This is a genomic window from Geodermatophilus sp. DSM 45219 (assembly GCF_900104025.1).
GTDB lineage: Bacteria > Actinomycetota > Actinomycetes > Mycobacteriales > Geodermatophilaceae > Geodermatophilus.
In genome coordinates this window covers 1,003,796-1,025,049 of record NZ_FNIQ01000001.1, presented here as the reverse complement: position 1 = coordinate 1,025,049, position 21,254 = coordinate 1,003,796, and the positions used below count along the sequence as shown (strand labels likewise).

Genomic DNA, 21,254 nt, shown 5'->3' with positions numbered 1-21,254 from the left:
ACCCATTCCGAACCCGGAAGCTAAGCCTCTCAGCGCCGATGGTACTGCCCCGGAGACGGGGTGGGAGAGTAGGACGCCGCCGGACAACCATTCCATGAAGGGCCCTCACCACCCGGTGAGGGCCCTTCATGCATTCATGGGTCGGCCGACTGCGGAGACTGGGCGCCCGTACGTCGGGTGGGGGCGAGGCGGGGCCGATGCGGTCCGCCGGTGCCCCGTCACGTGGCGCACGGTCCCTCGGTGGTGCCGTCCCACCGACTGGGACCTCGCGTACGACGCGACAGCATCGACACACGGCCTCGCCAGCGTCCGGGCTCCGCCCACGTCCGGAGGTCCCCGCGTGCACCTGTCGCCCCACGAGCGGGAACGGCTGCTGCTCTCCTACGCGGCCGAGCCGCCCCGCCGCCGGCAGGGCGGGGGCTCGTGCTCGACCTCCCCGAGGCGACGGCGATCGTCACCGACCACGTCCTCGAGGGCGCACGGGACGGTGTGCTGGTCGCCGAGCTGGTGCAGTCCGGCCGCACGGTCCTCACCCGGGACGACCTCATGGACGGCGTCCCCGAGCTGCTGGAGGAGGTGCAGGTGGAGGCGACCTTCCCTGACGGGCCGGTCGGCTCGGGCAGGACCGCCCTGGCCGCGGCGCTGTACCGCACGCTGGGCGGCGAGTACGACCTCGTCGTCGTCACCAACGACGTCTACACGACCGAGGACGCCGACTTCCTGCGCCCGGACACGGTTCACCTGGTCGCCACGACCCTCGGCCCGCTGGGCGGGGACGACGTCACCGTCCGGCTGGTGGTCGCGGCGGGCGCGCGGCTGGGGGTCCGCGCGGTGGCCGCGGCTGTGGCGCTGCCCCCCCGCGCCGCCGGAGCCCCGTCGGTGCAGCGCGTGCGCGCCACCGTGGCCGGTCAGCTGGACCTGGCGCCGGAGCCGACCGTCGTCGCGTCGGGGGCGCACCACGTCGCCGAGCTGGCGGCCGGGCTCGTTACGGACGGCGTCCTGACGGCGGCCGAGGGTGCTGCTCGACGTGGCGGCGAGGAGCCGGGCCGTCGAATCGGCACCCCGCGCGTGGCCAGCGAGGACCGGCCGCTGGTGCACACCACGGTCGACCTGGGGCCGGGGGCGCCGGCCGGGTTGCCGCCGGTGGCGCGCCGGGCGTATGCCTCCACCGTGCACGTGGGCAGCCAGGAGCAGCCGGTCGCGACCGGCGAGGACGCCGTCCGGCTGCCGCTGCCCGGCGGGTGGACGGCGACAGCGCGGGGCACCGAGCTGCACCGGGTGACCGGCGCGCTGGCCGCCCTGACCGCGTGCCAGGGGATCCCCGCGTGAGCCTCGCGGTCCGTGCGCGCCGGGTGCTGCTCCCCGACGGCGAGCGCGCCGCGACCGTGCACACCGCCGAGGGCCGGATCACGGCCGTCACCGCCTTCGACGACGCACCGTCCGGCGTGGTCACGCTCGCGGGCGACGAGGTGCTGCTGCCGGGCCTGGTCGACAGCCACGTGCACGTCAACGAGCCCGGGCGCACCGAGTGGGAGGGCTTCGCCAGCGCCACGCGGGCGGCGGCGGCCGGGGGCGTCACCACCGTCGTCGACATGCCGCTCAACTCGATCCCGCCGACGACGACCGTCGAGGCGCTGCGGGTGAAACGGGCGGCCGCCGAGGGGCAGGTCGCGGTCGACGTCGCCTTCTGGGGTGGGGCCGTCCCCGGCGACCTGGACCAGCTGCGGCCGCTGCACGAGGCCGGCGTCGTCGGGTTCAAGTGCTTCCTGCTCGACTCCGGCGTCCCGGAGTTCCCGCCGCTGGACGACGCCGGCCTGCGCGCGGCGCTGACCGAGCTCGCCGGCCTCGACGCGCTGCTCATCGCGCACGCCGAGGACCCGGACGTCATCGCCGGCGCGCCGCCCCCCGCCGGTGCCAGCTACCCCGCGTTCCTGGCCTCCCGCCCGCCGGTGGCCGAGGAGACCGCGATCGGCGGACTGCTCGCCGCGGCGCGCGACACGGGGGCGCGGGTGCACGTCGTCCACCTCGCCGACGCCGACGCGCTGCCGCTGCTCCGCCGGGCCCGCGCGGAGGGGGTGCGGGTGACCGTCGAGACCTGCCCGCACTACCTGACCTTCGCCGCGGAGGAGGTGCCCGACGGGGCGACGTCGTTCAAGTGCTGCCCGCCGATCCGGGAGTCCTGGCACCGGGAGGCGCTGTGGGCGGCGCTGGCGGACGGGGACGTCGATCTGGTGGTCAGCGACCACTCGCCCTGCACCCCCGAGCTGAAGCGGCTCGACGTCGGCGACTTCGGGCTGGCCTGGGGCGGGATCGCCTCGCTGCAGGTGGCGCTGCCGGCGGTGTGGACCGGGGCGCGGGCGCGCGGGCTGGAGCTGGCACAGGTGGTGCCGTGGATGTCCGCGGCGCCGGCGCGGCTGGCCGGGCTGCCGGGGAAGGGCGCGATCGCGGTCGGGAAGGACGCCGACCTGGTGGCGTTCGCGCCGGAGGAGCCGTGGCGGGTGGCGGAGCTGCTGCACCGCAACCCGGTCACGCCGTACGCGGGACGGGAGCTGACCGGCGTCGTCCGCCGGACGTGGCTGCGGGGCGAGCAGACCGGCGGTGCCCCCCGCGGCCGGCTGCTCAGCCGGGGCGGGTCGGGCCCGACCCGCCCCGTGCCAGAGTGAGCCCCACCCCCGACCGAGGAGCCCGATGAGCGACCCCACCCGCCTGCCCGACCTGGCCAGCCGCTCGCTGGGCGGGGCGGTCGTCGCGGCCAACGACGAGTCCTTCGCGGCCAAGGAGAACCTGGTGCTGCCGCACCCGGCTCGGGCGCTGCCCGGGTTCGGCCACCGCGGCAAGGAGTACGACGGCTGGGAGACCCGCCGCCGCCGCTCGCCGGGGTCGGACTGGGCGGTCGTCCGGCTCGGCGTGCCCGGCGTCGTGAGCGCCGTCGTCGTCGACACCGCGCACTTCACCGGCAACCACCCGCCGCAGGCGTCCGTGGAGGCCGCCGCCGTCGAGGGGCACCCGGCCCCCGCCGAGCTGGAGCGCGCCGACTGGCAGCCGCTGCTGCCGCTGTCGGACCTCGCCGGGGACACCGCGAACACCTTCCCGGTGGAGTCCGGCCGCCGGGTCACCCACGTGCGGCTGACCATCTGCCCGGACGGCGGGGTGGCGCGGCTGCGGGTGCACGGCACCGCCGTCCCGGACCCGCGGCTGGTGGACGCCGGCCCGGTCGACCTGGCCGCGCTGGAGAACGGCGCCCTGGTGACCGGGGTGAGCGACGAGTTCTACGGCCGCCCGGTCCAGCTGGTGTCGCCGGGGCTCGCCCGGTCGATGGGGGAGGGCTGGGAGACCCGGCGGCGGCGCGGCGTGGGCAACGACTGGGTCGAGCTGTCGCTGGCCTGCGAGGGCGTGGTCGGCCTCGCGGAGCTGGACACCTCGTACTTCCTGGGCAACGCGCCCGGGTCGGCGTCGCTGACCGGCTGGGGTCCGGACGGCGAGGTCGTCGTCCTGCCGCGGACGCGGCTGCAACCGGACACCCGGCACCGCTTCGTCCTCGAGGGCGGGCCCGCGGTGGACCGGGTGCGGCTGGACGTCTTCCCCGACGGCGGCATGGCCCGGCTGCGGCTGTGGGGCCGGCCCACGGCCACCGGCCGCGAGGCGCTCGGACGCCGGTGGTTCGACGCGCTGCCCGACGTCCAGGCGCTGGAGGTCCTGCAGTCGGCGGGGACGGCACCGGCCGAGGCGGGCCGGCTGGTCGGCGCCCGGCCCCTGGCCGACCGGCTGCCGGCGGCGGCCGCCCGGCTCGTCCTCGGGCGGTGAGCGCAGCGGTCCGCCGCATCCCCCGGCGCCACTAGGGTCGCCGTCGTGCCGCGCCCCCGCCTGCTCGCCGTCGGCCCCGCCCTCGTGCTGGGCCTGGCCGCCTGCAGCTCGTCGATCGCGCAGAGCGAGCTCGAGGCCCAGGTGGCGGGCACGCTGGAGTCGCAGTTCGGCGTCGCGGCCGACGTCTCGTGCCCCGGCGACCTCGAGGCCGAGGTCGACGCGACCACCGAGTGCACCGCCGTGGACCCCGAGACCGGCGAGGAGATCGCGCTGCGGATCGTCGTCACGTCGGTCGAGGGCGACACCGCCGAGTTCGACATCGAGCGCGTCGGCTGAGCCGGCGTCACACCGCCGTCACCTGCAGTGGGCAGGATGCGCTCGTGGAGCACACCGTTGACCTGCTGGTGCACGACGCCGAGCTGCTGGCCACCGTCGACGACGCCCGCCGCGAGATCGCCGGCGGCTGGGTGGCGGTCACCGGCGGGGTGGTCACCGGCGTCGGAGGGCCGGGCGACCCGGTGCCCGATGCCCGGCGGCGGGTCGACGCCCGCGGCTGCCTGGTCACCCCGGGGCTGGTCAACACCCACCACCACCTGTACCAGAACCTCACCCGCGCCTACGCCCCCGCGCTGACCGGCGGCCTGTTCGAGTGGCTGGTCACCCTCTACCCGCTCTGGGCGCGGCTGGACGAGGAGGCCGCGTACGTCAGCGCCTACGTCGGCCTCACCGAGCTGGCGCTGTCGGGCTGCACCACCTCCACCGACCACCTCTACGTGCACCCGCGCGGGGGCGGCGACCTGATCACGGCCGAGGTCGCGGCCGCCCGCGACCTCGGCGTGCGGTTCTCCCCGACGCGCGGCTCGATGTCGCTGTCGGTCGCGGACGGCGGCCTGCCCCCGGTCTCCGTCGTCCAGGACGACGACGAGATCCTCGCCGACTCCGAGCGCCTGGTCGACGCCCACCACGACCCCTCGCCGCACGCGATGACCCGGATCGCGCTGGCGCCGTGCTCGCCGTTCAGCGTCTCGCCGTCCCTCATGCGCCGCACCGCCGAGCTCGCCGAGGGCCTCGACGTCCGGCTGCACACCCACCTGTGCGAGACGCAGGACGAGGACGCGTTCTGCCTGGCCACCTTCGGCCGGCGCCCGGTCGACCACCTGGCCGACGTCGGCTGGCTGTCCGACCGGGTGTGGCTGGCGCACGTGGTGTGGCCGGACGCCGGCGAGGTCGCGCGGCTGGGCGCGGCGCGGGTCGGGGCGGCGCACTGCCCGTCGTCCAACATGGTGCTCGGCAGCGGACTGGCGCCGGTCGCGGAGCTGCGGGCCGCCGGGGTGCCGGTCGGGCTGGGCGTGGACGGGTCGTCGTCGGCGGACGCCGCGTCGCTGTGGCTGGAGGCCCGGACGGCGATGCTGCAGGGCAAGCTCCGGCACGGCGCGGGCGCGATGTCGGCCCGGGACGCGCTGGAGCTGGCCACCCGCGGTGGCGCGACCTGCCTGGGGCGCACCGGGGAGGTCGGCGAGCTGTCGGTCGGCGCGTGCGGGGACCTCGCCGTCTGGTCGCTGGAGGGCCCGGCGTTCGCCGGTGCGCTGTCCGACCCGGTGGAGGCGTGGCTGCGCTGCGGTCCGGTGGCCGCGCGGCACACCGTCGTCGCGGGGCGGTTCGTGGTCGAGGACGGCGTCCCGGTGCACCCGGCGCTCGACGAGCAGCTCGCCGTCCACCGCCGGGTGTCGGCGGCGATGCAGGCGGCCGTGTGAACCGCCGATATCGCGATAAAGGCAGTCAGAGGGCGGAGGCGAGGGCCTCCAGGTCGTCGAGGGTGGCGTCCAGGTGCGGGGAGACGCGCAGCACCGGCCCGGTCATCTCCCCCGGCGCGCGCTGCGGTGAGATCGCGGTGGTGACGATGCCGTGCTCGGTCAGCAGCCGGGCCCGCGTGGTGACGACGTCGACGCCGTCCGGCGGGCGCAGCGTGGTGGTGGCGGTCGGCTCGTCGAGCGGCTCGACCACCCGCCAGCCGGCGGTGCCCTCCAGCACCTCGCGGGCGCCCCGGCCGAGCTCGGCCAGCCGCGCCCGCACCCGTTCCGGCCCGGCGGCCAGGTGCTCCCCGACGGCCAGGACCAGCCCGGCCCGGCCGGCCACGTGCGCCTCACCGGACTCCAGGGCACGCAGCGGCGGGAGGTCGCCCGGCGCGGGCAGCACCGGCGTCAGCTCGGCCGCGACCGCGGGCCGCACGCACAGCAGGCCCACCCCGCGCGGCCCGGCCAGCCACTTGCGCGAGGTGGCGTAGACGACGTCGGCACCCAGGTCGGTGTCGACGTGGCCGAGTGACTGCGCGGCGTCGATGACCAACGGCACCCCGGCCGCCCGGCACAGCGCGGCGACCTCCGCGGCAGGCTGGAGGACGCCGCGGTGGCTGGGGACGTGGGTGAGGTGGACCAGGTGCGGCGGGCCGGTGGCCAGCAGCCGGGCCACGCCGTCGAGATCGGCCCGGCCGAGGTCGTCGACCGGCAGCTGCTCCACCGTCAGCCCCGCGGCGCGCAGCTGGGCGGCGTTGGGCGCGTACTCCCCGGGCAGGCAGGCCACCCGGGTCCCGGCCGGGAGCCGCCATGCGGCGAGGAGGGCGAGCAGCGCGGCCTGCGCGGACTCGACGAAGACCACGTCGGCGGCGGCCATGCCGACCAGGCCGCCGATCACCGAGCGGCCCTGCTGGAGCAGGTCCTCGGCGGTGGCCTCGGCCACGTACCCGCCCAGCTCGGCCTCGTGCCGGGCGTGGTGGGCGACGGCCTCGAGCACGCGGTGGCTCTGCCGGCTGCAGGCGGCGCTGTCCAGGTGCCGGCCCGCCGGGCGGGGCCGGGCCGTGCGCCAGGCGGCGCCGAGGTCCTCGTGGACGAGAGCGGGTCCGGGCGTGGGCACGTCCCCACGCTAGGTGAGACGCCCGACCGTCCCCCCTCCATGGGGTGACGGCACTCAGGTCGTACGCCCGAGACCTCGATGGAGAGGGTGCGAGGTCCGCGTCCGGTGGGCCCGGAGGAGGACCCGTGTTCCGCATCGTGACGTCCTGGCGCGCGCTGGTGGCGGTGCTGGTCGTCGCCGTGGCGGGACTGACCTCGCTGGCGCAGAACCTCGAGCGCCAGCAGGAGGAGCGCGCCCTGCACCAGGCGGTGGTGGACGCCGAGCTCGTCAACCAGCTGCTGGTCGCCGTGGAGCTCCCGGAGGAGGGCGTCGAGGTCGACGAGCTCAGTCCGGAGACGATCGGTCGCATCGACCACGGGGTGGCGCACCTGGTGTCCCAGGGCACCCTCGTGGGGCTGCAGCTGTGGACACCGGACGGCCGGCTCCTCTACTCCGACGTCGCCGACGCCGACCCGTTGACCGACGAGGAGCTCGCCCACCTCGGGGAGGTGCTCGACGGCCGCCCGCAGGTTGAGTTCGAGATCGACGACGGGCGCGCCGTCCCCACCGCGACGGTCCTCACCGAGCCGACGACACGGGACCGCGGGTCCAGCGGGCTGGTCACCGAGGTGCTGCTGCCCGAGGACGGTGTGACCGCCGAGGTGCAGGCCGCGTCACACCGGCTCTACGCCGGCTCCGCGGCGCTGCTCGTGCTGATGGCCGTGCTCGCCGTCACCGCCCGCAGGCGGATCCTGCGTCGCGAGCACGACGCGCTGCACGACCCGCTCACCGGGCTCGGCAACCGGGCGATGCTGGCGCAGGAGGCCCGGACGCTGGAGACGGCACGCCGTGCCCGGTCGACCCCGGGGGATCCCGTCACCGCGCTGCTGCTCATCGACCTCGACGGCTTCAAGGACGTCAACGACACCCTCGGCCACGCGGTCGGTGACCAGCTGCTCGTCCAGGTGGCGGGCGCCCTGCGCGGTGCGGTCCGGTCGGCCGACGTCGTCACCCGGCTGGGCGGCGACGAGTTCGCCCTCCTCCTGCGGGACCTGCCGTCGGTGACCGCAGCAGTGCAGGTGGCCGGCTCCGTCGCGGCGGCGCTCACCCGCCCGTTCGCCGTCGACCGGGTCACCCTCGAGGTGGGCGGCAGCATCGGCGTCGCCGTCGCCCCCGACCACGGCACCGACCTCGCCGCCCTGCTGCGCCGCGCCGACGTCGCGATGTACCAGGCCAAGCGGGACGGCGGCGGCGTCCGGCTCTACGACCCCGCGGACGACCCGCACGACGAGGGCCAGCTGGACCTGCTCTCCCAGCTCCGCACCGCCATCGACACCGGTCAGCTGCGGCTGCACTTCCAGCCCAAGGTGGCGCTGCGGGCCGGGCGCACGGTCGGTTTCGAGGCGCTGGTGCGGTGGGCGCACCCGGAGCGCGGGCTGCTGGCCCCCGCCGCCTTCCTCCCGCTCGCGGCGCGCACCGCCCTGATGCGCCCGCTGACCGACTGGGTGCTGCGGGAGGCCATCGGCCAGTGCGCCGTCTGGCGGGCGCAGGGCTGGGAGGTCGACGTGGCGGTGAACGTCGCCCCGGCCACCCTGCTGGAGGCCGACCTGGCCTCCCGGGTCACCACCATGCTCGCCGAAGGCGGGCTCCCCGGGCACGCGCTGGAGCTGGAGATCACCGAGACCGCGGTGATGGTCGACCCGGAGCGGGCCGCGGAGACGCTCCGCCGGCTGCAGGCGATCGGGATCGGTGTCTCGATCGACGACTTCGGTGCCGGCTACACCTCGCTGTCCTACCTCAGGTCCCTGCCGGTGCGGAGCCTCAAGATCGACCGCGGCTTCGTCACCCACCTGCTGGACGACGAGCGGGACCAGGCGGTCACCCGCTCGGTGGTCCAGCTGGGGCACGACCTCGGGCTCACCGTCGTGGCCGAGGGCGTGGAGACCGCCGGGGTGCGGCAGCGGCTGCTCGAACTCGGCTGCGACGAGGCCCAGGGATACCTGGTGGCCCGACCCATGGAGGCCGCGGCGGTGCTGGACTGGCTGGCGACCTCGGCCGCCGAACGCGGGGCTCAGCTCTCCAGCGTGCCGCGGGCGACCGACACCCCGGAGTGCCCGGGGTCGCCGTCCAGCGGCTCGACGGAGACGTCGACGACCGGGTACTCGCCGAGGTCCAGCCCGTCGGGCAGCGTCAGCGCGACCTCGCCCCCGCCCCGCACGACACCGAGGGACACGAGGCTCTCGACCTCCTCGTCGAGCAGCCAGACCTCGTAGAAGCCGGACCCGGGGTCGGCGGCGCTGAGGTCCACCTCCAGCACGAGGCTGCCGTCGCCCCGCTCCAGGACGCGGGCCTCCCCGGTGGCGCCGCTGCCGGCGAGCGGGTCCAGCGCGGCCGCGGCCACCGCCAGGCCCCCGTCGTCGTCCCCGGTGCCCAGGGCGACCGCGCCGGCGCCGATGCCCACGCCCACGACCAGGGACGCCGCGGCGGCGAGCAGCAGCCGCGAGCGGCGGGTGCGCAGCGGCACGACGGGCGCCGGTGCGGCAGCCGGTGATGGCGGCGGCGGCGCGGCGGCCGGCGGTGGGGAGCCGGCGGCGGGAGCGGCCGAGGCGGCGACCACCTCGGGCCGCGGCGCGGTGGTGACCCCGGTGGCGGCCGCGATCGCCGCCCAGACCTGCGGCGGCGGCGGGACGGCGGCCCGCGGCGCGGCCAGCTCGGGGACGGCGAGCGCGTCGACCCCGCGGCGCAGCCCGGCCAGCTCCTCGCGGCACTCCGGGCAGGCGTCGAGGTGCGCGGAGTCGGACGCGGGCAGCGGCTCGTGCAGCGCCGCCAGCGCCAGCTGCTCAGGCGTGCAGTGCCGCACCGTCCACCTCCAAGCGTGTCCTCAGGCGTTCGAGCGTCCGCCGGATGTGGGATTTCACCGTGCCGAGCGGCAGCCCGGTCCGGTCGGCGATCTGGGTGTGCGTCAGGTCCTCGAAGAAGGCCAGCTCGATGATCCCCCGTTGCGGCTGGCCGAGCTGCTCCAGCTCGCCGAGCAGCAGCACGCGGTCGGCGACCGCGCTGTCGACCTGCGGGCCGGTGGACGCCGGCGCCGAGCGGGCCTCGGTGATCGCGGCCTCGGCGGCCCGGCGCTGGCGGTCCCGGCGGGCCCAGGTGTCGGCGATCTTGTGCCGGCAGACGCCGACCAGCCAGGCCGGCAGCGGCCCCTGCTCGGGGCGGTACCCGGCCCGGCCGGTCCAGGCGGAGACGAAGACCTGCTGGGTGACGTCCTCGGCGTCGGGCCCGGGCCCGAAGGCGCGCACCGCCATGCCGTGGACCTGCCCGGCGTAGCGCTCGTAGGCCCAGGCCAGCGCCTGCTCGTCACCGGCGGCGAACCGGCGGCCGACCTCGGCGTCGTCCGGCTCGGGATCGGTGTCCCGCAGCGGTACGACGTCGGAGCTCACGGAGCCGACCCTAACCCGGTCACCACGGCGTCGGCCTCGGTGCAGGGCCCCGCCGTGAGCCTCGATCGGCCCTCCTGCCGGGCCCCGCCGCGAGCTTGCGAGTGGTGGGGGGCAGGGGGGTCCTTCAAGGGGTGCAGCGAGGTCCTTGATCACGGCAGTGGCTCGGCGACGACGACGACGTTGGACTCGTAGCCGCCGTACTCGGGGAGGAACTCCCCGCCGCAGGTGACCAGCACCAGGCGGGGCGGCCCCTCGCGGGCGAAGAGCCGGTCCAGTGGCAGGGCCTGCTTGTCGATCTGCTCGCGGGACACCACGCGCCAGCGGGTCGCGGTGCCTGCGGCGTCCGTGACCACGACCTCCGCGCCCGCCTCGGCGGCGCGCAGCGGCGCGAGCTCGCCCAGGCCCTGGTCGCGGTCGTCGACGTGGCCGGCGAGCACCGCGGAGCCGTCGTCCCCCGGTACCGGCCCGAACCGGTACCAGCCGACCCGGTCGACGTCGTCCGGGATGGCCATCTGACCGTCGTCCCGCACGCCGACGGGCTCGACGGGCGCCTCGACGCCCAGCGCGGGCACGGCCAGCCGCACCGGCTCCGGCCGCCGGGGGACGACGGTGGGCGCGGCGTCCCGGGTCGTGACCGTGGGTGCGGCGGCGGGCGGGGGCGACGGGGCGGGCTCGGCGAGCACCTGCCCGAGCGGCGCGCCCGCCGCCGCCGGCTCCCGGGTCAGCTGCCAGCCGGCCGGCACGCCGACCGCGACAGCCACACCCAGGACCGCGACGGCGACGGCGGGACGCACGCTCAGGCCCTGGTGCCGGCGAGCCGACGGGCGGCGAGACCCGCGGCGACCAGACCGGCCACCGACAGGGCAGCCACCGGCAGCGGCAGGCCGCCGTCGTCCACGAGGCCGGCCGAGCCGCCGGGGACGCCGGACGGCGTGGAGTGCGACCCGGAGATCGCCTGGACGGCGAGCTCGTAGCCGGCGGCCTCCGACCCCCACGCGTAGACGACGGTCGTCGTCCCCTCGGCCAGGGTCAGGTCGGCCGGGCCGATCGCGACGGTGTCGGTGCCGGCCAGCACGACGTCGGCGCTCACGGTGCCGGCGGGCACGGTGAGCGACTCCTCGTTGGGGTTGGTCAGGCCCGGCACGACCACCTGCCCGCCGGCGCGGACGTCGACGGCCGGTGCGGCGGCGGTGTGCCGGACGGTCACCCGGGCCTGGCCGGCGGGGACGGCGGAGGTGTCGTTGACGAACGGCGTGAGCGCCGGCTCGCCCGCCTCGGTGAGGTGTGCGACGACCGTGGCGTTGGCCCCCGCGGGCACGTCCACGCCGTCGGCGGACAGCAGCGGGGTGCCCGAGCCGTCGGCGGCGTCGGCCGGGAAGACGGCCAGGTCGTAGCTGCCACCTGGCAGCTCCAGCGGGTCGGTGAGGGTGCCCGGCTGGAAGTCGTCGATCAGCCGCTCACCGTTGGCGTACACGTCGACCGGGGTGTCCGGGACGGCGTGCAGCACCGAGACGGTCGCGGTGTGGCCGTCCGCCAGCGCCGGGGAGGCGCTGAGGACGACGAGGGTGCCGGTGGCGCCGGCGGCGAGGGCGAAGGCGGTGCGGGAGCGGGTCATCGGGGCGGGCCTTCCGTCGTTGGTGAGGTGCCTGAACACCCCTCCTTCCGCGGACCCCGCCGTCCCGGATGCAGCGCCTCGCGCCGGACCAGCGGTCCTCCCCCTCCAGCGCTCGTGCTCTGCCCACGGTGGTGGGCAGAGCACGAGCGTCCGCAGGGGTGACCGGGCCCGCGGGGCTCCTAGGCCGGGACCGAGAGCGAGACGCCGAAGTCGCCGTCGGGGTCGGTCCACCAGCAGGTCGTCCGCAGGCCCGCGGCGGCCAGCTCGGCCTCGACCCGCTCGCGGCGGAACTTGGCCGACACCTCGGTCCGCATCTCCTCGCCGGCGGCGAACCGGACGTCGAGGTCGAGGGCGGGCACCCGCACCACCTGGTCGGCCGTGGAGCGCAGCCGCATCTCGATCCACTCCCGCTCGGCGTCCCAGACCGCGACGTGCTCGAACGCGTCGGGGTCGAAGTCCGCGCCGAGCTCCCGGTCGAGCACCCGCAGCACGTTGCGGTTGAACTCCGCGGTCACCCCGGCGGCGTCGTCGTAGGCGCGCACCAGCCGGGCCGGGTCCTTGACCAGGTCGGTGCCCAGCAGGAAGGAGTCGCCGGGCCGCAGGGTGGCGGCCAGCTCGCGCAGGAACGCCGCCCGGTCGTCGGGCTCCAGGTTGCCGATCGTCGAGCCGAGGAAGACCACCAGCCGCCGTCCGGACCGGGGGAGCTCGCCCAGGTGCCGGGTGAAGTCGCCGACGACGGCGTCCACCGCCACGCCCGGGTACTCGGCGGTGATCGCCGCCCCGGCCGCCTGCAGCACGGTCGGGTCGACGTCGCAGGGCACGAACCGGCGCAGCGTGCCGGCGTCGCGCAGCGCGTCCAGCAGCAGGCGGGTCTTCTCCGACGTCCCGCTGCCCAGCTCGACCAGGACGTCGGCACCCGAGGCGGCGGCGACGTCACCGGCGTGGGCGGCCAGCACGGCCCGCTCGGCGCGGGTCGGGTAGTACTCGGGCAGCCGGGTGATCTCGTCGAACAGCTCGCTGCCCCGCTCGTCGTAGAACCACCGCGGCGGCAGCGTCTTCGGCGTCGCGGTCAGGCCGGCGCGGGCGTCGTCGCGCAGCGCGTCCGCGGCGTCCTCGGGGGCGAGGTGGTTGGTGAGCGAGATCGACACGGGGCTCCAGAGTCGTCAGAGGTGGGATCAGGACAGGGAGGTGGTGGTCAGGCCGTCGGGGGTGACCTCGACCAGGGACCGGTCGGGGACGTCGGTCCAGCGCGGGTCGTCGTCCCACGGCTCGCTGGCCAGGGCGGTGCCCTCGGCGGTGACCAGGGCGGACAGCGTGTCGCCCCAGGTGGTGGCCAGCACCCGGGTGCCGTCGGCGGCCAGCAGGTTGAGCCGCGCGCCGGGGTCCGCGGCGGCCACCTCGCGCACCGTCGTCCCCAGGGCGTCGAGGCCGCGGTCGAACACCAGCGCGGCCAGCAGCGCGCTGTCGACGGTGGACTCCGCGTTCCGCGCGGGCGGCAGCGCCGCGCGGTCCACCCGGCCGTTGTGCGACAGCAGCCACCGGCCGTCGGTGAACGGCGCGGCGGCGCTCTCCTCCAGCGGCATGCCGACGGTGGCCGAGCGGACGGCGGCCACCACGCAGCCCGACGACAGCACGGGCGCCACCGAGGCGAACGACGGGTCGCCCCACAGCGGCCGGGCCGACCGCCAGCGGGCCGGCTGCGCCCGGCCGGGCGGGAAGAAACCGACCCCCCAGCCGTCGGCGTTGACCGTGCCGTACCGCTGGCGGCGCGGCGCGTAGGACTGCACCAGCAGCGAGGACGGCAGGTCGAGGACCAGCTCGGCCAGCGTCCGCGGCCGGCCCAGCCAGGCGAGGTGGCGGCACATCAGGCGTCCCAGGCCAGCCGGAAGCCGCTGAAGACCTGCCGGCGGATCGGGTGGTCCCAGTTGCGGAAGCCCGGCCGCAGGATCGACGCGCCGACCGCCCACGAGCCGCCGCGCAGCACCTTGTAGTCGCCGCCGAAGAACGGTGCGGAGTAGTCCGCGTAGAGCATCGGCCGGAAGCCGGGCCACGGGGTGAAGTCGGACGAGGTCCACTCCCACACGTCGCCCATCAGCTGCTCGACGCCGTAGGCCGAGGCCCCCGCCGGGTAGGCGCCCACCGGGGCGGGGCGCAGCGCGTCGCCGCCTAGGTTGGCCAGCGCGGACGTCGGCTCGGCCGGGCCCCACGGGAAGCGGCGGCGCCGGCGCAGGGCCGGGTCCCAGACCGCGGCCTTCTCCCACTCGACCTCGGTGGGCAGCCGCGCGCCGGCCGCCACGGTCCCCGTGCCGCCGGCCCACGCCGCGTACGCCTCGGCCTCGAAGTACGTGACGTGCTGGACCGGCTCGTCGGCCGGGAGCGTCTCCACGACGCCGAACCGGGTGCGGGTGCCGTCGGTGCCCCAGAACTGCGGCCGCGAGAGCCCCGCCTCGACCCGGTGCGCCCAGCCCCGCCCGGACCACCAGCGCCGGTCGTCGTACCCGCCGTCGGCGACGAACGCGGCGTACTCGGCGTTGGTCACCGGCACCCGCCCGATCCGGAAGGTCGGGACGTCGACGGCGTGCGCGGGCCGCTCGTTGTCCAGCGAGAACGGCTCGTCGGCGGCGTCCACGCCCAGGACGAACTCCCCGCCCGGCACGAGCACCGACGTGCCGGCCACCCCGGGTCGCCCGGGCGGCAGCGGCGTCCCGGCGCCGAGCAGCGGCGGGCCGGTGCGCAGGTTGAGCGCCTGCAGCATCGTCTCGTCGTGCTGCTGCTCGTGGCTGACGACCATCGCGAAGTCGAACGGGTCGCCGTCGTCGTCCCGGCCCAGGCGCGCCAGCCGGTCGAGCACCCGGCCGCGCACCTCGCCGCAGAAGCCGCGCGCCTCCACCGGGGGCAGCAGCGGCAGCCGGGCGCGCACCGCGCGCGGCTGGGTGAACGCGTCGTAGAGCGCCTCGACCTCGGCCGGCAGCAGCCCTTCGCGGCGGGCGTCGCCGCGGCGCAGCAGCCACAGGTCCTCCTGCTGGCCGATGTGCGCGAGGTCCCACACCAGCGGGCTGAGCAGGGGGGTGTGCTGGCGCAGCAGCTCGGGCTCGTCGTGGTCGGTCAGCAGCAGCGTGCGCTGGCGGGCGCCCGCCAGGTCGCGGGCGAGCTGTTCGGTCAGGTCGGTCATCGCAGGTCTCCCGTGGCTGAGAGGAGGGCGGTGGTGGCGCCGGCGGTACGGGCGGTGTCGAGCAGGTCGTCGCCCGGGCAGCGGCCCCGGTCGACGAGGTCGGCGAGCGCCTCCACCTCCGCCCGCAGGGCCGGGGGGACGGCGGGGACGGCGGCGGCGAGGCAGGCGCGGGCGGCGGCGTGCAGCGCGGGGTCGGCCAGGCCGTGCCGGGCGGCGCGGTCCCAGGCGCCGGCGACCGGCTCGGTGGCCGCGGCGGCGGAGCCGGCGGCGACCGGGTCGTCGAGCAGCGTGGCGGTCACCGCGGCCAGCGCCGGCCACCACGGCTCGGGTGCGGCGTCGAGGTAGCGGATCTCCAGGTAGCCGCGCGGGCGCACCGGCGGGAACAGCGTGGTCAGGTGGTAGTCCAGGTCGGCGGTCGTGGGGCGCCGGCCGCCGAGCGGGGCGTCACCGGTGACCCAGTCGGCGAACCGGACCCGCTCGCGCACCGGCACCGCACCGCCGCCGTCGCCGTCACGCACCAGCATCACCGGCGCGGTCAGCGCGTACCCGGCCCACTCGCCGGCCGGGTCGGCGCCGCCCAGCAGCGGCCCGCAGCGGGCCTGGTCGAGGTCGCCCCACACCCGCTGCCGCTGCGAGACCCAGCCGGTCGGCCGGCCGCCGGCGAGCGGTGAGCAGGCCGCGACGGCGACCAGCGTCGGCCCGAGCCGGTGGGCCAGTGACACCCGCTCGCTCCAGCGACCGCGCGGCCCGGCGTCCAGGTTGACCTGCAGCGCCGCGGTGCCGGTCATCATCGCCGTCCCGGCCTCGGCGCAGCCGACGGCGGCGAAGTGCTGCTCCATCGCGGCGTAGCGGGGGGCCGGGCAGACCCGGCGCGGGGCGCGCAGCGGGTCGGCGCCCACCGGCGCCACGGCCAGCCGGTCGGCGGCCAGCGCCGCGGCGAGCACGTCGCGGTCGGCCCGCAGCGCCGCCACCGCGGCGGCGGCGTCCGGGCACGGCGGGGCCGACAGCTCCACCTGGCCACCGGGCTCGAGGGTGACGCGGCTGCCGCCGGGCATCACGGGCAGCCCGTCGACCACGGCGGTGACGCGCGCCCAGGGGACCCGGTGCGCCGGCGCGTCCAGGTCGACCAGGTGCGCCTCGAGCTCCAGGCCGACCGCGCCCACCGGGCCGTCACGCAGCGCCGCGCCGGCGACGTGCGCCACGGCGGCATCCAGGTCGAGGACGGCCGTGCGCTCCTCGGTCACCGGGGCCACGAGCCCCACCCCCCTCCAGGTCCGGACCGGTCGACGTCGACCGCGGGTCGGTGCGGGGGCGGCCCGTCGTGCGGCCGTCCTCGGGCCCCATCCTGCACGTGACCACCGACAGACGCACAACCCGGCGGCGTCCCACCGGTGTTCGGGCCAGGATCGGTCCGTGGATGCCGACCGGGACCGGGACACCGAGGGGCGGGCGCGCAACGCCCGCCCGCGCGACGCGCTGGGCCGGCCGCTGCCGCGCGGGGCCGTGGGGGAGGAGCGCGCCCCCGAGGGCCTGGTCCGGGCGCCGGAGACGGCGCTGGCCGAGGCCCAGCGGCTGCTGGACGCCGGCCGTCCCTTCCACGCCCACGAGGTGCTCGAGGACGCGTGGAAGTCCGCGCCGGGGGCCGAGCGGCAGCTGTGGCGGGGGCTGGCGCAGCTCGCCGTCGGGCTGACCCACGTCGCGCGCGGCAACGACCGGGGCGCGGCGAGCCTGCTGGAGCGCGGCGCGGCCAACGTCGGGCCGTACGCCGGCGCCCCGCCGCACGGCGTCGACGTCGCCGGGCTGGTCGCCTGGGCGCGCGGCCTGGCCGCGGCACCGCCCGGGGACCGCGACGCCGCGGCCCTCGTGCCGCGCTTGACCCTCGACCCGGTCGAGGGCCCACGATCGGCGCCGTGACGGGGGACCTGCGGATCGGCGAGCTGGCCCGCGTGAGCGGCCCGGCGGTGAGCGCGCTGCGCTTCTACGACACCGCCGGCCGGCGGGGCGCTCGCCGACCCGGCCGGGCCCTGGCGGGTGCTGGTCGCCGGCGAGGCGGCGGTGCTGGCCGTCGTCCTCGTGCTGGCGACCGTGACGGACCGGTCCGGTCCGACGCCGGCCGTGCTGGTCACGGCGGCGCAGCTGGCCCGCGCCCTGTCGACCCAGCAGCTCGCCACCCGGTCACGGACCCTCCGCGGAGCTCGCCCGGCACCTTCCCGGCCGGGGTGAGCCGGAGCACACTGCCGTCGTGGGTGCTGCGCCGGAGGCGACGGCTCGACCAGCGGCGGCAGCCCGGGCATCGTGTACCCGACACCGACCTGCAGACGACGGCCGTGCGGGCCGGGTGAGGAGGAGCTCGTGAGGAGCTTCGAGGCGGCGGCGCGGATCGACGCGGGCCCGGCGCAGGTGTGGGAGCTGCTGGTCGACGTCGGCAGCTGGCGGGACTGGGACTCCGGCGTCGACCGGGTGGAGGGCCGGGTCGCGCTGGGGGAGCAGCTGACGCTCTACGCCACGATGATCCGCACCCGCCCCTTCCGGGTGACGGTCACCGAGATCCGGCCGCGCGAGGTCATGCGCTGGCGGGGCGGGCTGCCGTTCGGGCTGGCGGTCATCGAGCGCACCTACTCCCTGGACGCCCAGGAGGACGGCGGCACGATGCTCACCGTGCGCGAGGACCACACCGGCCCGCTGGCCGGGCTGCTCGGCCGCTCGACGCCGGACCTCAACCCCTCGTTCCGGCACTTCGTCGAGGGGCTCAAGGCCCGCGCCGAGGGGCGCACCTCCCGCCCCGTCCGCTGAGCGGCCGCTGCTCGGCACACCGCCACCGGGCGGCGGACGGGCGACCACTGTGACCGGAACTACTGCCCCGGGCGCGGCGGTGCGACCATGGGCGGTGCCATGAGCACCGACACCGCACCCATGCCCAGCCGCGACGACACGTCCCTCGGCGAGCCGGCCCCGCCGGTCCGCGGGCCGGTCACCTCGGCGTCGTACTCGATCACCGTCCGGCTCACCGCCGACGGCGACCCGGCCTCCATCGGCCGGATCGCCACCGCGGTCGGCTCGGCCGGTGGAGCGGTGACCGCGATCGACGTCGTCGACTCGCGGTCCGACGGGCTGACCGTCGACGTCACCTGCTCGGCCGCGGACGCTGCGCACTCCGAGGAGATGGTCGACGCGCTGCGCGCCGTCCCCGGGGTGAAGGTGCGCAAGGTCAGCGACCGCACCTTCCTGCTGCACCTGGGCGGCAAGCTCGAGGTCGCCTCCCGGGTCCCGCTGAAGACCCGCGACGACCTGTCGATGGCCTACACCCCCGGTGTCGCGCGGGTCTGCCTGGCGCTGGCCGACAACCCCGACGACGTCCGCCGGCTCACCATCAAGGGCAACACCGTCGCCGTCGTCACCGACGGCTCGGCCGTCCTGGGGCTGGGCGACATCGGCCCGGGCGCCTCGATGCCGGTCATGGAGGGCAAGGCCGTCCTGTTCAAGCGGTTCGCCGACATCGACGCCTGGCCGATCGCCCTCGACACCCAGGACGTCGACGAGATCGTGCGCACCGTCGAGCTGATCGCCCCCGGCTTCGGCGGCATCAACCTCGAGGACATCGCCGCGCCCCGCTGCTTCGAGATCGAGGCCCGGTTGCGGGAGAAGCTCGACATCCCGGTGTTCCACGACGACCAGCACGGGACGGCGATCTGCGTGCTGGCCGCGCTGCGCAACGCGCTGCGCGTGGTGGAGAAGCAGCTCGAGGAGGTGCGCATCGTCGTCGCCGGCGGCGGCGCGGCCGGCACCGCGATCGTGTCGCTGCTGCTGGAGGCAGGGGCCACCGAGGTGCTCGTCTGGGACCGGGAGGGCATCCTCTCGCCCGACGACGAGCGGCTGTCCCCGGCCAAGCTCGACCTGGCCCGGCGCACCAACCCCGGCTGCCGCCGCGGCGACCTGCCCGACGCGCTGGTCGGCGCGGACGTGTTCATCGGCGTGAGCGCGGCCAACGTGCTGCCGGTCGAGGCGCTGGCCGCGATGAACGAGCGGGCGGTGGTCTTCCCGATGGCCAACCCCACCCCGGACGTCGACCCGGTGCGGGCGCGCCAGTACGCCGCCGTCGTCGCCTCGGGCCGCTCGGACCTGCCCAACCAGATCAACAACGTGCTGGCGTTCCCCGGCGTCTTCCGCGGGCTGCTCGACGCGCGCGCCAAGGAGATCCGCCCGGGCATGCTGCTGGCCGCGGCCGAGGCCCTCGCCGCCGTCGTCACCGACGACCAGCTCAACGCCAACTACATCGTCCCGAGCGTCTTCGACCCGGCCGTCACGCCGGCCGTCGCGGCGGCCGTGGCCGAGGAGGCGCGGCAGGAGCCCGGCGCGACCGTCCCGGTCGCCGAGGACGGCGACCTCACCGGCTGAGGCCCGGCTGTCACTCGCCGGCGGGGTCGGACTCCTCGGGTTCGAAGGTGTCGGCCGCATCCAGCCCCATGCCGACCCCGGTGTCGGTCGGCACCGACGGGCCGCCGTCGGTGTCCGGCTCCGGCGCCGACGGCCGGGTCTCGTCCACCGGCTCCCGGCCCTGCGTGCTCTCGGTCATGTCCGATCCTCCCCACGCACCACGCGGAGGCCTCCGGCCCCTGCACGTCGGTACCCAGGCTCGTCGGTACCACTTGATCGGGGACGGCGGGAGCCGTTCGGGCGCGGGACACTGACCGGGTGCCCGAGTTGCCCGAGGTGGAGGCGCTGACCGCCTTCCTGCGCGAGAACGCCGTCGGCCACGTGGTGACCCGCGTCGACCTGGCCGCGGTCCAGGCGATCAAGACGTTCGAGCCGCCGCTGTCGGCGCTGGGCGGACTGGAGCTCACCGGAGTCGCCCGGCACGGCAAGTTCCTCGACCTCGACGTCTCCGGCCTGCACCTGGTCGTCCACCTGGCGCGGGCCGGCTGGCTGCACTGGCGCACCGGGCTGCCGCCCGCCCCGCCGAAACCGGGCAAGGGTCCGCTGGCGCTGCGTGTGCACCTCGATGACGGCCATGGCTCTCGACCCGCCTCCGGCGGGGTGGGCTTCGACCTCACCGAGCAGGGGACCCGCAAGGGCCTGGCCGTGTACGTCGTCCGCTCCCCGGCCGAGGTGCCGGGCATCGGACGGCTCGGCCCCGACGCGATGCAGGTCGACCGGGAGACGTTCGTGGCCCTGCTGGCCGGGCGCAGCGGGCAGCTCAAGGGCGCGCTGACCGACCAGACCCTGCTCGCCGGCATCGGCAACGCCTACTCCGACGAGATCCTGCACGCCGCGCGGCTCTCGCCGTTCAAGATGGCCGACAAGCTCACCGACGACGAGGCGCTGCGCCTGTACGACGCGGTGCGGGTGACCCTCGGCGAGGCGCTGGCGCGCCAGCTCGGGCAGCAGGCGGCGACGATGAAGGGCGAGAAGCGGTCCGGGCTGCAGGTCCACGCCCGCACCGGCCTGCCGTGCCCGGTCTGCGGTGACACCGTGCGCGAGGTGAGCTTCGCCGACACCTCGCTGCAGTACTGCCCGACCTGCCAGACCGGCGGCAAGCCGCTCGCCGACCGGCGGATGTCCAAGTTGCTGCGTTGACCAGACTGGTCCCGTGCTCGTCACCGTCGACCTGTTCAGCGCCCTCATCGATTCCTGGACCGGTGGATCGGCCGCCCTGGCCCGCATCACCGGCGGCCCCGGGGAGCGCCTCTACGACGTCTGGGACGCGGCCAACAAGGCCTCGCAGCGCGACCTGACGACGTGGGTGCCCTTCGCCGAGCACTCCCGCCGGGCGCTGGCCGCCGCCTATGCCGAGCTCGGGGTGGCCCGCGACCCGGACGCGGACGTCGTCGAGCTGCTCGACTCGGTCGGCGACTGGCCGCTGTGGCCCGACGTCGCCGAGGGGCTGCCGGCGCTCGCGGCCCGCGCCCGGGTGGGCGTCCTGTCCAACGTGGACGACGCGGTCTTCGCCCGCACTCGGGTGGCCCCGCTGGTGGACGACGCCGGCCTCCTCAGCTCCGAGCGGCTGCGTGCCTACAAGCCCGCACCGGAGATCTACCTGCGGGCCCGCGAGCGCGCCGGCGGCCGGCTGGTGCACGTGCCCACCTCGGCGCGCGACGTCCGGGGCGCCCTGGCCGCCGGCATCGAGGTGGTGCGGCTGCGCCGTCCCGGCCACCGGCTGGACCCCGCGGGCGGGACCCCGCAGGTCGAGGCCGCGGACCTGTTCGAGGTCGCCCGGCTGCTGGCCTGAGCCGGTCCGGGACACCACCCCGGGAAGGTCGTGCTCTGCCCACCGTGGTGGGCAGAGCACGACCTCCCCGATGGGGGAGTGCCCGCCCTCACAGCGGTGCGCTGATCG

Annotated in this window: 22 protein-coding genes, 1 rRNA gene and 2 pseudogenes; 15 read left to right on the top strand and 10 right to left on the bottom strand. The window is 76.7% G+C overall.

The annotated features are described in order from the left end of the window. The 7 genes and pseudogenes from rrf to BLR12_RS04915 all read left to right on the top strand — a co-directional run. A 5S ribosomal RNA gene (gene rrf / locus BLR12_RS04945) occupies positions 1-85 on the top strand; the annotation flags it as partial. Between the two features lie 255 nt (positions 86-340). After that, a pseudogene (ureA, locus tag BLR12_RS25620) lies at positions 341-606 on the top strand (urease subunit gamma); the annotation flags it as partial. After that, complete coding sequence (locus BLR12_RS04935; RefSeq protein WP_255363305.1) at positions 583-1,329, top strand: urease accessory protein UreD; 747 nt, start codon at positions 583-585, stop codon at positions 1,327-1,329. The pseudogene ureA and the gene BLR12_RS04935, both read left to right, overlap by 24 nt. Continuing rightward, the gene (gene allB, locus BLR12_RS04930; RefSeq protein WP_091374113.1) at positions 1,326-2,663 is read left to right on the top strand and encodes an allantoinase AllB; all 1,338 of its coding nucleotides are present in this window, start codon (positions 1,326-1,328) and stop codon (positions 2,661-2,663) included. The genes BLR12_RS04935 and allB overlap by 4 nt, the downstream gene beginning before the upstream one ends. 25 nt (positions 2,664-2,688) lie before the next feature. Beyond that, entirely contained in the window at positions 2,689-3,804 is a 1,116-nt protein-coding gene (gene alc / locus BLR12_RS04925) for an allantoicase (protein ID WP_091374110.1), read from the top strand. A 45-nt stretch (positions 3,805-3,849) separates the two neighbouring features. Next, complete coding sequence (locus BLR12_RS04920) at positions 3,850-4,140, top strand: DUF4333 domain-containing protein (RefSeq protein ID WP_091374107.1); 291 nt, start codon at positions 3,850-3,852, stop codon at positions 4,138-4,140. A gap of 44 nt (positions 4,141-4,184) precedes the next feature. Beyond that, positions 4,185-5,558 carry an 8-oxoguanine deaminase gene (locus tag BLR12_RS04915; protein WP_091374105.1) on the top strand — a complete coding sequence of 458 codons (1,374 nt, stop codon included), beginning with the start codon at positions 4,185-4,187 and terminating at the stop codon, positions 5,556-5,558. A gap of 25 nt (positions 5,559-5,583) precedes the next feature. Here BLR12_RS04915 and egtE read toward each other — a convergent pair whose 3' ends face one another. After that, a complete protein-coding gene (egtE, locus tag BLR12_RS04910; protein WP_091374104.1) occupies positions 5,584-6,714 on the bottom strand; it encodes an ergothioneine biosynthesis PLP-dependent enzyme EgtE in 1,131 nt (376 codons plus the stop codon). A gap of 695 nt (positions 6,715-7,409) precedes the next feature. Here egtE and BLR12_RS25030 point away from each other — a divergent pair. Next, positions 7,410-8,696 (top strand): annotated as a pseudogene (locus BLR12_RS25030) (putative bifunctional diguanylate cyclase/phosphodiesterase); the annotation flags it as partial. 68 nt (positions 8,697-8,764) lie between these two features. On the opposite strand, the gene BLR12_RS25025 reads toward BLR12_RS25030, so the two are convergent. The 8 genes from BLR12_RS25025 to egtA form a co-directional block, all read right to left on the bottom strand. Then, on the bottom strand, positions 8,765-9,553 hold the full coding sequence (locus BLR12_RS25025) for an anti-sigma factor (protein WP_091374102.1): 789 nt from the start codon (positions 9,551-9,553) through the stop codon (positions 8,765-8,767). Further along, entirely contained in the window at positions 9,534-10,133 is a 600-nt protein-coding gene (locus BLR12_RS04895) for an RNA polymerase sigma factor (RefSeq protein ID WP_176832348.1), read from the bottom strand. Before BLR12_RS04895 ends, BLR12_RS25025 begins: the two co-directional genes overlap by 20 nt. Positions 10,134-10,282: 149 nt before the next feature. Then, complete coding sequence (locus BLR12_RS04890) at positions 10,283-10,927, bottom strand: class F sortase (protein ID WP_091374101.1); 645 nt, start codon at positions 10,925-10,927, stop codon at positions 10,283-10,285. Positions 10,928-10,929: 2 nt separating this feature from the next. After that, the gene (locus tag BLR12_RS04885; protein WP_091374100.1) at positions 10,930-11,748 is read right to left on the bottom strand and encodes a DUF4397 domain-containing protein; all 819 of its coding nucleotides are present in this window, start codon (positions 11,746-11,748) and stop codon (positions 10,930-10,932) included. Positions 11,749-11,927: 179 nt separating this feature from the next. Beyond that, entirely contained in the window at positions 11,928-12,896 is a 969-nt protein-coding gene (egtD, locus tag BLR12_RS04880) for an L-histidine N(alpha)-methyltransferase (protein WP_091374098.1), read from the bottom strand. A gap of 27 nt (positions 12,897-12,923) precedes the next feature. After that, on the bottom strand, positions 12,924-13,613 hold the full coding sequence (gene egtC / locus BLR12_RS04875; protein ID WP_091374095.1) for an ergothioneine biosynthesis protein EgtC: 690 nt from the start codon (positions 13,611-13,613) through the stop codon (positions 12,924-12,926). Further along, positions 13,613-14,920 carry an ergothioneine biosynthesis protein EgtB gene (gene egtB, locus BLR12_RS04870; RefSeq protein ID WP_091374093.1) on the bottom strand — a complete coding sequence of 436 codons (1,308 nt, stop codon included), beginning with the start codon at positions 14,918-14,920 and terminating at the stop codon, positions 13,613-13,615. Before egtB ends, egtC begins: the two co-directional genes overlap by 1 nt. After that, entirely contained in the window at positions 14,917-16,173 is a 1,257-nt protein-coding gene (gene egtA / locus BLR12_RS04865) for an ergothioneine biosynthesis glutamate--cysteine ligase EgtA (RefSeq protein WP_091374431.1), read from the bottom strand. Before egtA ends, egtB begins: the two co-directional genes overlap by 4 nt. Before the next feature lie 160 nt (positions 16,174-16,333). Between egtA and BLR12_RS04860 the strand changes: the two genes are divergently transcribed. The 5 genes from BLR12_RS04860 to BLR12_RS04845 all read left to right on the top strand — a co-directional run bounded on the left by BLR12_RS04860 (position 16,334) and on the right by BLR12_RS04845 (position 19,315). After that, positions 16,334-16,834 carry a DUF309 domain-containing protein gene (locus BLR12_RS04860; RefSeq protein WP_091374091.1) on the top strand — a complete coding sequence of 167 codons (501 nt, stop codon included), beginning with the start codon at positions 16,334-16,336 and terminating at the stop codon, positions 16,832-16,834. Positions 16,835-16,951: 117 nt separating this feature from the next. After that, positions 16,952-17,143, top strand: a complete 192-nt coding sequence (locus BLR12_RS04855) for a hypothetical protein (protein WP_091374079.1) — start codon at positions 16,952-16,954, stop codon at positions 17,141-17,143. Further along, positions 17,140-17,262 carry a hypothetical protein gene (locus BLR12_RS25020; protein WP_255363289.1) on the top strand — a complete coding sequence of 41 codons (123 nt, stop codon included), beginning with the start codon at positions 17,140-17,142 and terminating at the stop codon, positions 17,260-17,262. The genes BLR12_RS04855 and BLR12_RS25020 overlap by 4 nt, the downstream gene beginning before the upstream one ends. 10 nt (positions 17,263-17,272) lie before the next feature. After that, positions 17,273-17,713 (top strand): SRPBCC domain-containing protein, encoded by a 441-nt coding sequence (locus BLR12_RS04850; protein ID WP_176832347.1) that lies wholly within the window; start codon positions 17,273-17,275, stop codon positions 17,711-17,713. Between the two features lie 99 nt (positions 17,714-17,812). Then, the gene (locus tag BLR12_RS04845; RefSeq protein WP_091374429.1) at positions 17,813-19,315 is read left to right on the top strand and encodes an NAD-dependent malic enzyme; all 1,503 of its coding nucleotides are present in this window, start codon (positions 17,813-17,815) and stop codon (positions 19,313-19,315) included. A gap of 10 nt (positions 19,316-19,325) precedes the next feature. Here BLR12_RS04845 and BLR12_RS24300 read toward each other — a convergent pair whose 3' ends face one another. Further along, on the bottom strand, positions 19,326-19,493 hold the full coding sequence (locus BLR12_RS24300) for a hypothetical protein (RefSeq protein ID WP_176832346.1): 168 nt from the start codon (positions 19,491-19,493) through the stop codon (positions 19,326-19,328). Between the two features lie 119 nt (positions 19,494-19,612). On the opposite strand from BLR12_RS24300, the gene BLR12_RS04840 reads away from it, so the two are divergent. Beyond that, the gene (locus BLR12_RS04840) at positions 19,613-20,494 is read left to right on the top strand and encodes a DNA-formamidopyrimidine glycosylase family protein (RefSeq protein WP_091374074.1); all 882 of its coding nucleotides are present in this window, start codon (positions 19,613-19,615) and stop codon (positions 20,492-20,494) included. A gap of 13 nt (positions 20,495-20,507) precedes the next feature. After that, entirely contained in the window at positions 20,508-21,146 is a 639-nt protein-coding gene (locus tag BLR12_RS04835) for an HAD family hydrolase (RefSeq protein WP_091374069.1), read from the top strand. Positions 21,147-21,254 lie beyond the last annotated feature (108 nt).